Origin of the sequence: Thermomonas sp. (assembly GCF_041919455.1) — a bacterium.
Classification (GTDB): Bacteria; Pseudomonadota; Gammaproteobacteria; order Xanthomonadales; family Xanthomonadaceae; genus Thermomonas.
In genome coordinates this window covers 123819-137259 of sequence record NZ_JAYRTQ010000001.1, presented here as the reverse complement: position 1 = coordinate 137259, position 13441 = coordinate 123819, and the positions used below count along the sequence as shown (strand labels likewise).

At 68.0% G+C, this 13441-nt stretch carries 8 protein-coding genes and 1 pseudogene; 5 read left to right on the top strand and 4 right to left on the bottom strand.

The genetic code is table 11. The features are described 5' to 3' along the window. Positions 1-84 precede the first annotated feature (84 nt). Both cydB and ACE3T8_RS00585 read right to left on the bottom strand, forming a co-directional pair. Positions 85-1092, bottom strand: a complete 1008-nt coding sequence (gene cydB, locus ACE3T8_RS00590; protein ID WP_374605936.1) for a cytochrome d ubiquinol oxidase subunit II — start codon at positions 1090-1092, stop codon at positions 85-87. Next, on the bottom strand, positions 1092-2495 hold the full coding sequence (locus ACE3T8_RS00585; protein WP_374605935.1) for a cytochrome ubiquinol oxidase subunit I: 1404 nt from the start codon (positions 2493-2495) through the stop codon (positions 1092-1094). The genes cydB and ACE3T8_RS00585 overlap by 1 nt, the downstream gene beginning before the upstream one ends. Positions 2496-2674: 179 nt before the next feature. Here ACE3T8_RS00585 and ACE3T8_RS00580 point away from each other — a divergent pair, with 179 nt between their 5' ends. Both ACE3T8_RS00580 and ACE3T8_RS00575 read left to right on the top strand, forming a co-directional pair. Then, entirely contained in the window at positions 2675-5044 is a 2370-nt protein-coding gene (locus ACE3T8_RS00580) for a prolyl oligopeptidase family serine peptidase (RefSeq protein WP_374605933.1), read from the top strand. A gap of 15 nt (positions 5045-5059) precedes the next feature. Next, a complete protein-coding gene (locus tag ACE3T8_RS00575) occupies positions 5060-6703 on the top strand; it encodes an NAD(P)/FAD-dependent oxidoreductase (RefSeq protein ID WP_374605931.1) in 1644 nt (547 codons plus the stop codon). Between the two features lie 158 nt (positions 6704-6861). Here the strand turns inward: ACE3T8_RS00575 and ACE3T8_RS00570 are convergent, their stop codons facing one another. Both ACE3T8_RS00570 and ACE3T8_RS00565 read right to left on the bottom strand, forming a co-directional pair. Next, a complete protein-coding gene (locus tag ACE3T8_RS00570) occupies positions 6862-8154 on the bottom strand; it encodes a M1 family metallopeptidase (protein ID WP_374605930.1) in 1293 nt (430 codons plus the stop codon). Then, complete coding sequence (locus ACE3T8_RS00565) at positions 8154-9431, bottom strand: acetyl-CoA C-acetyltransferase (protein WP_374605928.1); 1278 nt, start codon at positions 9429-9431, stop codon at positions 8154-8156. Before ACE3T8_RS00565 ends, ACE3T8_RS00570 begins: the two co-directional genes overlap by 1 nt. A gap of 78 nt (positions 9432-9509) precedes the next feature. Between ACE3T8_RS00565 and ACE3T8_RS00560 the strand changes: the two genes are divergently transcribed. From ACE3T8_RS00560 to ACE3T8_RS00550, 3 genes and pseudogenes are all read left to right on the top strand, one after another. After that, complete coding sequence (locus tag ACE3T8_RS00560; protein ID WP_374605926.1) at positions 9510-10382, top strand: hypothetical protein; 873 nt, start codon at positions 9510-9512, stop codon at positions 10380-10382. Positions 10383-10534: 152 nt separating this feature from the next. Beyond that, positions 10535-11022, top strand: a pseudogene (locus tag ACE3T8_RS00555) (ECF-type sigma factor). Next, positions 11019-13433: a protein kinase gene (locus tag ACE3T8_RS00550; RefSeq protein ID WP_374605925.1), complete on the top strand. Its 2415-nt coding sequence runs from the start codon at positions 11019-11021 to the stop codon at positions 13431-13433. Before ACE3T8_RS00555 ends, ACE3T8_RS00550 begins: the two are co-directional and overlap by 4 nt. Positions 13434-13441 lie beyond the last annotated feature (8 nt).

The window sequence follows — 13441 nt, the reverse complement described above, 5'->3', positions numbered from 1 at the left end:
GGGAACAGGCCCGATTGTGCGGGAAAGCGCCCGGCGGCGCGACCCGCAGCGGTTGCACAAGCGATCCCGGCGAGCGGATGGTGCCTAGTGGTACCCGGAATCCGATTCCACCTTGCCGGCGAAGACGCGATACGACCACCACGTGTAGCCCAGGATCACCGGCAGCAGGACCACCAGCCCGACCAGCACGAAGCCTTGCGAGGACGGCGGCGACGCGGCCTGCCAGATCGTCAGCGCCGGCGGCACGATGTACGGCCAGATCCCCAGCACCAGCCCGGCGAAGCCCAGCGCGAACAGGCACAGGGTGAGGATGAACGGCTTGCCATCGCGGCCCTGTTCCATCGCCGCGCGCCACAGCGCGAACGCCACCAGCAGCACCAGCAGCGGCACCGGCGACAGCCACCAGAAATTCCCGGTATCGAACCAGCGCGCCATGATCTTCGAGCTCAGGAACGGCAGCCACGCGCTGACCAGGCCGATGAACGCCACCACCACCAGCACCAGCGGCCGCGCCAGCGTGCGCGCGGTCTTCTGCAGCTCGCCCTCGGTCTTGAGGATCAGCCAGCTGGCGCCGAGCAGCGCATAACCGAACACCACCGCGGCACCGGTCAGCATCGAGAACGGACTGAAGAAACCGAACATCCCGCCGACGTACTTGCCTTCCTGCATCGGCATGCCCTCGACGATGGCGCCGAGGATCACGCCCTGCCAGAACGCCGCGCACAGCGACCCCAGCACGAACGCCCAGCCCCACAGCCATTTCGAACGCTCGGCCTTGAAGCGGAACTCGAAGGCCACGCCGCGGAACACCAGCGCGATCAGCATCATCAGCACCGGCAGGTACAGCGCGGAGAGGATCAGCGCGTACGCTTTCGGGAACGCCGCCAGCAGGCCGGCACCCCCAAGCACCAGCCAGGTCTCGTTACCGTCCCAGATAGGCGCCGCGGTGTTCATCATGTGGTCGAGCTGGTGCTCGTCCTCCGCGAACGGCGCAAGGATGCCGAGGCCGAGCACGAAGCCGTCCAGCAGCACGTACATCAGCACGCCGAAACCGATCACCCCGAACCAGATGACGGGAAGCCAATACTCCATCACGCGCTCCCTTCGATTTTTTCGTCGGGCAACGACAACGGCCGTGCCGGGGTTTTCTCGCCGCCGTCGGTGTCCTTGGGCGGCTGTTTCACCGGCCCCTTGCGCAGCAGCTTCTGCAGGTACCAGATGCCGGCGCCGAACACGAAGGCATACGCCAAGGCGTAAATGATCAGCGATGACAGCACCGCCGCCGCGACGATGTTCGGACTCACCGCATCGCTCGTGCGCAGCAGGCCATAGACCACATAGGGCTGGCGGCCGATTTCGACCACGTACCAGCCTGCCAGCAATGCGATGAAGCCCGACGGCGCGAGCAGGCGCCAGCCATCCAACAACCACTTCGACTCGAACAGCGTCTTGCGCTTCCACGCCCACAACGACGCCAACGTGAGCAGCAGCATCGCCATGCCCAGGCCGACCATGATCCGGAACGCATAGAACACCGGCGCCACCGGCGGGCGCTCCTCGCGCGGTACCGCGGTCAGCGGCTGGATGTCGCCATCCAGCGTGTGGGTGAGGATCAGGCTGCCGAGTTTCGGGATTGCGACCTCGTAGTCGTTGCGTTCCTCGCGCTCGTTCGGCACCGCGAACAGGATCAGCGGCACGCCATGGCCCGGCGGCTCGCTGCGCCAGTGCGCTTCCATCGCCGCCAGTTTCACCGGCTGGTGCTCGCCCACGTTCAGGCCGTGCAGGTCGCCGACGAAGATCTGCAGCGGCACCGCGATCGCGGCGAACGCCACCGCATGCTGGAGCATCCGCTTGCCGGCCTCGACATGCACGCCACGCCGCAGGTACCACGCACTGACGCCGCCGATCACGAAACAGGTGGTGATGAACGCCGCCAGCACCATGTGCGCCAGCCGGTACGGGAACGACGGATTGAACACGATCGCCCACCAGCTCTCGGGCTGGAACACGCCCTGCGCATCGATGCTGAAACCCTGCGGCGTCTGCATCCAGCTGTTGGCGGAGATGATCCAGAACGTCGAGATCAGGGTGCCGATCGCGACCATCATCGTCGCGAAGAAATGCAGCTTGTCCGAGACCTTCTTCCAGCCGAACAGCATCACCCCGAGGAAGCTGGCTTCCAGGAAGAACGCGGTCAGCACTTCGTAACTGAGCAGCGGGCCGAGGATGTTGCCGGCCTTTTCGCTGAGCACCGCCCAGTTGGTGCCGAACTGGAAGCTCATGACGATGCCGCTGACCACGCCCATGCCGAACGACACGGCGAAGATCTTCAACCAGAAGAAGTACAGGTCGCGCCAGAGATCGTCTTTCGTGCGCAGCCAGCGCCATTCGATGAAAGCCAGCCAGCTCGCCAGGCCGATGGTGAAGGCCGGGAACAGGATGTGGAACGAAATCACGAACCCGAACTGGATCCGGGACAGCAGCAGTGCATCCACGCATGCGCTCCGCGACGCAGAGGGGGAGGCGTCGCGCCGGGTATTGTCCCACGCACGCGCGGCGCGAGCGATTCAAAATATCGATCCCGGCCCGCCTGCCAACGTGACAGGGGACTTCCGGCGCATGCAGTGCGCGTGCCGGCTGCTACCCTGCGCCGACTTCGATCCCGGATCGCACGATGCGCCTTGCTCCCCTTGCGTTTGCCCTGCTCGCCACGCTGGTGACGGCACCCGTCGCCACGGCCGCCGAACCGATCACATTGACCCAGGCGATGGCGGATCCGGACTGGATCGGCCCGCCGGTCGACAGCGCGTGGTGGCGCTGGGACGGCAAGGCCGCGCAGTACCTGCTCAAGCGCAATGGCGCGACGATCCGCGACACCTGGCAGGTCGGCATCGACGGCGGCACGCCGATACGCCTCGATGGCAGCGCACGCGCCGACCTCGACACCGCCGATGCAGTGCTCGACGCATCCGGCATGCGCAGCGCGTTCGTGCGCAACGGCGATGTGTTCGTGCGCGACCTGCGCAGCGGCGCACTGGCCCAGCTCACCCGCAGCGGTGGCGATGCCGGCCGCCTGCAGTGGAGCCGCGACGGTGCACTGACCTGGCGCAGCGGTGCGGCCTGGCAGCGCTGGGACGGTCGCGTCATCACCCAGGCCGCCGTGCCGAAGGCCGAGGACGCACCGACCACCGCGCCCAAGCCCGATGATTTGCGCGACCGCCAGTTGCGCCTCATCGCCACGCTGAAGGACGACCGCGCGCGCCGCGATGCCGTGCGCGACCAGGCCGAAGCCTGGCGCAGCAGCGACCCCACCCGCGCGCCTGCACCGATCTACCTGGGCAAGGACGTCGACATCGTCGATTCCGCGCTGTCGCCGGATGGCGCCTGGCTGCTGGTCGCGACCACGGTCAAGGGCGCGGATGCGGGCGCCACCGGCAAGATGCCGAAGTACGTGACCGAGTCCGGCTACGAGGAATTCGAAGACGTGCGCACCCGCGTCGGCCGCGGCGATCCGCTGCCGCAGGCACTCTGGCTGGCCGAGGTCGCCACCGGCAACGTCCGTGAACTCAAGTTCGACGCACTGCCCGGCATCGCCACCGATCCACTGGCGGCACTGCGCAAGGCGGCGGGCAAGGACGCGCTGAAAGGCAACCGCGCGGCGCAGGTCGCGACCAGCGGCGACAACGGCAGCGCGCCAACCCTGCTGTGGAGCAACGACGGTCGCAACGCCGCGGTGATGGTGCGTGCGATCGACAACAAGGATCGCTGGATCGCCAGCATCGATCTTGCGAATGCGAAGCTGCAGCCGCGCCACCGGCTCACCGACCCGGCGTGGATCAACTGGGGCTTCAACGAATTCGGCTGGCTGCCGGATGCGAAGACGCTTTGGTACCTGAGCGAGGAAAGCGGCTTTTCACATCTCTACACACTCGAAGGCGCGAAGAAGGCCCAGCTCACCGACGGCAAATGGGAAACCTCCGCCGTCGTGCCGACACGCGATGGCGCCAGCTTCTTCTTCGTGTGCAACCGCGCGCAGCCGGGCGACTACGAGGTGTGCAACGTGCCTGCGCGCGGCGGTGCGGTGCGCGAAGTGACGTCGCTGGATGGCGTGGAGAGCTTCGTACCGTCGCCGGACGGTTCGAAGTTGCTGGTGCGGCATTCGTCCGCGTACATGCCGCCGCAGCTGTCGGTGGTCGATGCGGCAGGTGGCGCGGCCACGCAACTCACCGACACCCGCACCGCCGACTTCAAGGCGCGCACCTGGATCCAGCCGCAGATCGTCCAGGTCCCAAGCAAGCACGGCGCCGGCACCATCTGGGGCAAGTACTACGGGCCGGCGACGATGGAGCCGGGCAGGAAATATCCCGTCGTGATGTTCGTGCACGGCGCCGGCTACCTGCAGAACGTCAGCGCGCGCTATCCGAACTACTACCGCGAGCAGATGTTCCACAACCTGCTGGTGGACCAGGGCTATATCGTCCTCGACCTGGACTACCGCGCGTCCGAAGGGTACGGCCGCGACTGGCGCACCGCGATCTATCGCTGGATGGGCAAGCCGGAGCTCGAGGATTACCTGGACGGCCTCGACTGGCTGGTCGCCAACAAGCAGGCCGACCGCGACCGCGCCGGCATCTACGGCGGCAGCTACGGCGGCTTCATGACCTTCGCCGCCCTGTTCCAGAAGCCCGGCGTGTTCAAGGCCGGCGCCGCGCTGCGCCCGGTCAGCGACTGGTCGCAGTACAACCACGAGTACACCAGCAACATCCTCAACACGCCGGAATTCGATCCGGAGGCCTACAAGCGCTCCAGCCCGCTCGAATACGCCGAAGGCCTGCAGGATTCGCTGCTGATCGCGCACGGCATGATCGACGACAACGTGTTCTTCAAGGATTCGGTGATGCTGGCGCAGCGGCTGATCGAGCTGCGCAAGGACAAGTGGGAGCTGGCGCCGTATCCGCTGGAACGGCACGGCTTCACCCACCCGGACGCGTGGTACGACGAATACCGGCGCATTTACGAACTGTTCGAGCGCACGCTGAAGTAATTCCGGATCTTCCCCATGTTGCGCATCACCGACCTCAAGTTGCCGCTGGACCACGATGACGATGCGCTCGCCGCGGCGATCGTCGCACGGCTGGGCATCACCGCCGATGAGCTGACCAGCTACACCGTCGCCAAGCGCAGCTACGACGCGCGCAAGCGCGGTGCGATCGTGCTGATCTATTCGGTGGACGTGGACACGCCGCGCGAGGCGGAACTGCTGGCGCGTCTGCAACAAGATCCTGGTACGTCCGGCAGCAAGGTCATCCCGACCCCGGACACGGCATACAAGTTCGTCGCGCAGGCACCAGCGCACCTGCCGCTGCGCCCGCTGGTCATCGGCATGGGCCCGTGCGGCCTGTTCGCCGGGCTGGTGCTGGCGCAGATGGGCTTCCGGCCGATCATCCTGGAGCGCGGCAAGGCGGTGCGCGAGCGCACGGTCGACACCTTCGGCCTGTGGCGCAAGCGCGTGCTGGATCCGGAATCCAACGTGCAGTTCGGCGAGGGCGGCGCGGGCACGTTCTCGGACGGCAAGCTGTACAGCCAGATCAGCGACAAGCAGCACCACGGCCGCAAGGTGCTGGAGGAATTCGTCGCCGCCGGCGCGCCCGAGGAAATCCTCTACGTCAGCAAGCCGCATATCGGCACGTTCCGGCTGGTGTCGATGGTCGAACACATGCGCGCGACCATCAAATCGTTGGGCGGCGAAATCCGCTTCGGCCATCGCGTCGACGACATCCTGGTCGAAGTCGATGCGGCCGGCGTGCGCCGGTTGCGCGGCGTCACCCTGGCGAATGGCGAACAGCTGCGCGCCGACCACGTGGTGCTGGCGCTCGGCCACAGCGCGCGCGATACCTTCGCGATGCTGCATGCGCGTGGCGTGTTCGTCGAAGCGAAACCTTTTTCGATCGGCTTCCGCATCGAACATCCGCAATCGCTGATCGACCAGGCGCGCTTCGGCCCGCAAGCCGGCCACGCGCTGCTCGGCGCGGCCGACTACAAACTGGTGCACCACGCCAGCAACGGGCGCTCGGTGTACAGCTTCTGCATGTGCCCGGGCGGCACCGTGGTCGCCGCGACCAGCGAGCCGAACCGCGTGGTCACCAACGGCATGAGCCAGTACTCGCGCAACGAACGCAATGCCAATGCCGGCATCGTGGTCGGCATCACGCCGGAAGACTACGCGCCGTATGGCGAAGGCCCGCTGGCCGGCATCGCCCTGCAGCGGCATTGGGAATCGCAGGCTTTCGTGCTCGGCGGCGGCGACTATTCGGCCCCGGCGCAACGGGTCGGCGACTTCATCCGCAATCGCCCGTCGATCGGATTCGGCGCGGTGCAGCCTTCCTACACGCCGGGCGTGACCCTGGGCTCACTGGACGAAGCGCTGCCGCGCTATGCGATCGACGCCATCCGCGAAGCCCTGCCCGCCTTCGGGAAGCAGATTCGCGGCTTCGACATGGATGATGCGCTACTGACCGGCGTGGAGACCCGCACTTCATCGCCATTGCGCATCACCCGCGGCGAAGATGGCCACAGCCTCAACACGCGCGGCCTGTTCCCGGCCGGCGAAGGCGCGGGTTATGCAGGCGGCATCCTGTCCGCGGGCGTGGACGGGATCAAGACGGCGGAAGCGGTGGCGCGGAGCATCGTCGGGAGCGGTTGAGTCTTGGGTCCCGGAACAAGTCCGGAAAATTCGATCTTTGCTCGTCACTCCTGCGAAGGCAGGAGTCCGGTGTCTTTCAATGATTCGAAGACACTGGATCTCTGCCTTCGCAGGGATGACGAGCAAAAGCCCAGCTTCGCCGGCAGACCCGGCAGCAGTCAGCGGTTGATACCCGCCCATTCGCGGAAGAACGCCGACAGGTCGCGGCCGCTGCTGCGCTCCATCGCTGCCTGCAGGTCGGCCGTCGTCACCGACTTGCCAAAGTGCGTGCGCGTGTAGTCGCGCAGGCCGCGCCAGAAGGCGTCCTCGCCAAGCTGCACGCGCAGCAGGTGCATCGCGTACGCACCTTTGGTGTAGACCACCGCGCGGTCGTCGCTGCCGGGCTTGTTCCAGTCGGGGAACACCAGCGGCTTGTCCTTGCCGTCGGCGCGCAGTTTCTCCACGCGCACGCGCCAGCGCTCGACCTGCGCGTCGTACGTGGCATCGCCGAAGCGGTGCTGCATCCACGCCGCCGCCATGAAGGTGGTGATGCCTTCGTTCAACCAGAACTGCCGCCAGTCGAGGTTGGTGACGCCATTGCCCCACCACTGGTGCGCCGCTTCGTGCGCGATCAGTCCCTGTCGCGTTTCATCGTCCAGCACCTCGCGCCCGTAGACCTCCGAGACCAGCGCCATCCCGGCCAGCTCCTGGCCCACGGTGTCCGCGACCAATGCCTGTGAATAGGTGCGATGGGGATACGCCACACCGGCCTTGTCGGCGAAGAACGCGAGCATCGCCGGCGTGTCCGCGAAGATGTGCCGCAGTTGTGCGTCATCGAAGCCGTCGCCGAGCCATTCGTGATGGATGCCGTTCGCATCGAATTGCACACGGGCGAAGGGTCCCGCGGCGAAGCCGTACAGATAGCTCGGCATCGGTTGGCGCAGCCGCCATCGATGCGTCGCCGATTCCTCCGCATGACGCAGCGGTTGCGCAACGCCGGTGCCGATCGCCTGCAATCCGCGAGGCAGCACGACATCAAGATCGAGGGTCGCGCGGTCCGCCGGCGCATCGTTGGTCGGCATCCACTGGCTGGTCGAAAAGATCGTGTACGCCTGCCGGTGTTCGGGATGCATCTGCAGCCCGTAGGAGCTCTTGCCGTTGTAGCGCAGGTTCAAGGTCAGGCACGCACTCGTGCGATACATGCGCGGCAGCGTGATCGCCAGTGTCTTGCCATCACGCGATGTGGTCAGTGATTGCTTGCCCAACGTTGCGCGCTCGATCACCAGCGCGCCGGCATCGAGCAACACCGTATCGCCATCGCCCAGCAGGCACAGGCGGACGTCCTCCTCGCCGCGCAACGTGCCCGCCACGATGTCGGGCTGCAAGCGCACCCGGTAGTGCTGCACATCGACCGGCGCGACCTGAGCAGGCGCCGTGGCGCCCGCGAGCAACATCGCTGCCGCCAGCGCCATCAACGCTCCAGGATCGCCACCACGCCCATGCCGCCGGCGGTGCAGATGCTGATCAGGCAGCGGCCGCCGCCGCGCTGCTTCAGTTCCTTCGCCGCCGCGGCGACGATGCGCGCGCCGGTCGCGGCGAACGGATGGCCAGCAGCGAGCGACGAGCCGTTCGGGTTGATCTTTGCCGGATCGATGCGGCCGAGCGGCGCATCCAGGCCGAGGCGGTTCTTGCAGTAGGCCTCGTCTTCCCAGGCACGCAGCGTGCACAGCACCTGCGCGGCGAAGGCTTCGTGGATCTCGTAGAAATCGAAATCCTGCAACGTCAGGTGGTTGCGCTTGAGCATCTCGGCCACGGCCACGGTCGGCGCCATCAGCAGGCCTTCGCCGTGGACGAAATCGACGGCGGACACGTGCGCGTCGCGCAGGTGGCAGAGCACTTCATGGCCGTGTTGCTCGGCCCATTCGTCGGTGGCCAGCAGGCAGGCGGATGCACCATCGGTCAGCGGCGTCGAGTTGCCCGCGGTCAGCGTGCCCTTGCCCGAGGTCTTGTCGAACGCCGGCTTCAGCGTGGCCAGCTTCTCGATGCTGCTATCGGGACGCAGGATGTTGTCGCGCGAGACGCCGCGGAAACTCACCACCAGGTCGTCGAAGAAACCGCGCGCGTACGCCGCGGCCAACTTGTGGTGCGAGGCGACGGCCAGCTCATCCTGCGAGTCGCGGGCGATGTTCCATTCCTTGGCCATGTCTTCGCAGTGCTGGCCCATCGACTTGCCGGTGCGCGGCTCGGCCACGCCGGGGAAATCCGGCTTGATCTCGGAGAGCCGGAAGCCCTTGAACGCGCGCAGGCGGTCGCCCATCGACTTGGCGAAGTTGGCCTTGATCAGGCGCTGCCGCAATGTGCGGCCGTAGACGATCGGCGCATCCGAGGTGGTGTCCGAACCGCCGCCGATACCGGCCTCGATCTGCCCGGTCGCGATCTTGCCGGCGATGTGGATGATCGTGTCCAGCGAGGTGCCGCAGGCGCGCTGCAGGGTGATGCCGGGGGTCAGCGGCGACAGGCCGGAACTCAGCGCGGCTTCGCGGCCCAGGTTCCAGTCCGACGAATGCTTGATCACCGCGCCCATCGCAACTTCGCCGAGCTGCTGCCCGTGCAGGCCGTACTTCTCCACCAGCGCGCCCAGCGTGCGCACCGACATGCCGAGGTTGCCGACATCGGCATACGCCGTGTTCTGCCGGCAGAACGGGATGCGGACACCACCAAGGATGGCGACGGGACGGCCGTGTTGCATGGGCTTCACCTGGCTGCGCCCGCAACCGCGGGCATAATGGCCGCAGTCTAACGCCGCCTTCCCGAGCCGAAGCTCCACATGCCGTCGACACCCGCAGAACCCGCGACCTTCCGCGGCCTGATCGCCCTGGAACTGCGCGACGGCGCGCCTCCCCGGCATGCGGCACTCACCGCCGACGCGGCCGGCGACCTGGTGGCGATGCTCGGCCGCGACCTTGCCGCGCTGGTGCTGGGCGTGCGCGAGTGCAACCTCGCCCTGCTCGCTGCGCATTTCGATGCCGCCGAAGCGTTGCGCCCCGATTGGCCGCTGCACAGGCGTGCCTCGGAGTTGTTGCAGCGCGCACCCGGACAGGCGCAAGGCGCACGCATGGTCGGCATCGGCGCAGATGCGGCCGGCGATGTACCGATGCCGCTGCAGTGCGATCCCGACCTGCACGGCGGTGGCCTGCGGATCCTGCCGTTCGTGCTGCACGGCGAGGCCGCGCGCGATGCCGGCGATGCGCTCGAAGAGGTTCTGCTGGATCGCGGCATGGCGGCGGCGGATACCGCATTGGCCCTGCAGGACGGGCTGGGGGCGCAGGTCGAACACGCGCGCTACCTCAGCCTCCACGACCTGGCCGCGATGATCGCCCTGCAATACCGCAATACCGGCTTGGACGCACTGTGGCCACTGCTGGAAACCGCCCTGCTGGAACCCGACGCCGAGGCCTGGCTGGACGCACCGCCGGAGCCGCTGGCGCGTTACGGCGACGGCGAAGTGCGGATCGCCCTGCTCGATCCAGCCGCGTGGCGCACCCGCAATGCCGCGAACGAATCCGACTGCGCGCGGCTGGAGCGGGGCTTCGCATACTTCCAGGCGCGCCAGCGGCAGTTCGCCGCGGTGCTGGACGCGCATGGCGTGCCGGTGCAGTTCGTGCATTGCGTCGATGGCGGCGGCGACTGCCTGCGCTAGCCGCGCGGACCGGTAGGGACGAGCCGCACCCGGCAACGCCTGTGCGACACTCCGGGCCGATCCCCTGATGCCGAGCAAGACACGGTGGAGCCCGCGCCCCGATCGAAGTGACCCGCCTGCTGGCGCGCGCGCGCGCAGGCGACGCGCAGGCGATGGGCGACGTGTTCTCGGCGTTGTACGACGAACTCAAGCGTGCCGCGCGCCTGCAGTTGGGCGCATGCACGACGATTTCGAGACCACCGCGCTGGTCCACGAGGCCTACCTGAAGCTCGGCGGCGCACAACTGGCGGCACAGGACCGCAACCACCTGCTGGCGCTCTCCGCGCGGGCGATGCGCCAGGTGCTGGTGGACGATGCACGCGCGCGCAAGGCGGACAAGCGCGGTGGCGGGCAGGACGCGCTCACCCTCGGCGCGCTCGCCAATGCCGGCGAAGCCGCGGCGGTCGAGGTACTCAAGCTCGACGAGCTGCTGGATGCCTTGCACCGGCTCGACGAGCGCGCCGCGCAGGTCGTGGAACTGCGTTACTTCGGCGGCTATACCGAACCGGAAGTCGCCGGCATGCTCGGCATCAGCGAGAGCACCCTGCGTCGCGACTGGCGGCGCGCGCGCGCCTTCCTGATGAAGGAAACCGCGCCGTGACGGATCCGGTCGAACGCCAGCGTCGCGCGATGGCGGCGTTCGATGCGCTGGTCGACCTCGATGGCGATACGCGCGAACGACGGATCCGCGAGGTCTGCGGCGACGATGCCGACCTGCTTGAAGAAGTGCGCGCGATGCTGGCGGCGGACGCCCGCGAGGGCCAGCCCTTCCGTGGCGATGCCGCGGCCTGGGGACAGGCCTTGCACGAAGGCGGCAACGGTGCCCACGGCGAGCCGATGACGGGCCGTCAACTGGGCGCGTGGCGGATCGTCGAGGCGATCGGCCGCGGCGGCATGGGCACGGTCTATGCGGCGCAACGCAGCGACGGCGCGTATGCGCAACGGGCTGCGCTGAAGCTGATCCGCACCGCCGCGGATTCGCCGGCCGCGCGCGAGCGTTTCCTGCGCGAACGCCAGCTGCTGGCGCAGCTGCGCCACCCGAACATCGCCACCCTGCTCGACGGCGGCTTCAGCGACGACGGCGACCCGTACTTCGTCATGGAGTACGTGGACGGCGCGCCCATCGACCAGTGGTGCGACACCCGCACGCTGGGACTGCGCCAGCGCGTGCAGCTGTTCGTGCAGGTGCTGGAGGCGGTCGGCCATGCGCACCGCAACCTGGTCATCCACCGCGACCTCAAGCCCTCGAACCTGCTGGTCGATGCGGACGGCCGGGTGAAGCTGCTCGACTTCGGCATCGCCAAGCAGCTCGAAGGCAACGACGCCACCGCCACCCGCGACCGCGCGCTGACCTTCGAATACGCCTCGCCCGAGCAACTGCACGCCGCGCCGATCACGACCGCCACCGACATCTGGCAGCTGGGCATCGTGCTGCATCGCCTGCTGAGCGGCTCGCACCCGTTCGGCCTGGCCCGCGACACCCCGCTGGCAAAACAGTTGCAGCTGCTGGAACGCGAACCGGAACCGCTGACCCGCGCCGCCACGCAGGCCAGCGTGCAACAGGCCGCACTGCGTGGCGAAGCGGATCCATCGGCCTTGGCGAAGTCGCTGCGCGGCGGACTGGCCGCGATCGTCGAGACCTGCCTGCGGCGCAGCCCCGAGGCACGCTACGCCAGCGCGGACGCGCTGGCCGCTGACCTGCAACGCTGGCTGGAGCACCGGCCTGTCGACGCGGCGCAGCTCGGCAAGGGCGAACGCGTCGCGCTGTGGTTGCGACGCAATCGCCTGCTGGCCGCCGCGGTCGGTGCGGTCGCGATTGCGTTGATTGCCGGCACCAGCATTGCGCTTTGGCAGGCCAACGAGGCGCGGTCTCAGGCGCGCATCGCCGGGCAGCAGCGCAGCGAAGCGCAACTGCAGGCCAAGCGGGCGCGCCAAGCCTTCGTCTTCCTGCAGGATGCGATGTTTGGCGTGGCGCCGCAGGGCCAACTCGACGCACAGTTCAGCCTGAACGACCTGCTGGCACGGTCGCGGGAGACACTGGAGCAGGATCCGCAATTCGACCCGCAGGCACGCAAGGCGATGCAGCGGACCCTGGCCAACCTGTATGCCATCGGCCAGGACTGGGGCACTGCCGAAACGCTGTATCGGCAGGGCTTGCAGGATCCCGCAGCGCCCTACGACCGCGACGACGCGACGGAGCTGGCGGCGCAGTTCGGCAACTACGCGCAGGTGCTGGGCGTGATGGGCAAGCCGAAGGAAGCGATCGCGGCCGCCCAGCGCGCGACGGCCCTGCGCCGGCAGTACCTGCCCGACGACGTGTTCGAACAGGCGGTCTCGCTGCGCAACCTCGGCGACGCCTATCTCGGCGATGGCGACCACGACCATGCGCGCAGGAACTACGAACAGGCGATCGCTGCATTCAAGAAGGTCGACATCACCGACCAGGTGCAGGCGATCGATGCGCTGGTGGCTTCGATCGGGCTGGCCCGTGCGCTGAACGCGCAGGCGCAGTACGCAGCGGCATTGCGCACCGTCGACGACGCCACGGCTTTCGCCGACCGGCAGGGACTGGCAGCAGACTGGGATGGGCGCGCGGTGTTGCTGAGCCTGAAGGCCACGGCGCAGAAGCCCCTCGGCGACGCCGCCGGCGCGTTGGCCAGCTTCCGCCAGGCGACCGACATCGCCGGCCGCATCTACGGCGTGGACAATCCGGCGCTGGTCAATGGTCACATCGGCATCGGCGGCGCATTGAACGACCTCGGGCGCCCGCGCGAGGCACTCGAGGCCTACGCACGCGCGGAACGCATCATCGCCGGCAAGGCCGTCCAGCCCGGCACCGAGGCCAAGATCCTCGCCGGCCAGGGGATGGCCTGGGGCAAGCTGGGCGACGCGGGCAAGCGCGCGGACCACTACCGCCGCGCACTGGCGACTCTCGACAAGGCCGACAGCGCGCCGCTGCTGGAGCTCAAGCGCCGGATCGGTGCCGAGGCAGCGGCCGCGCCATCGCGCTGAGTGCGCTG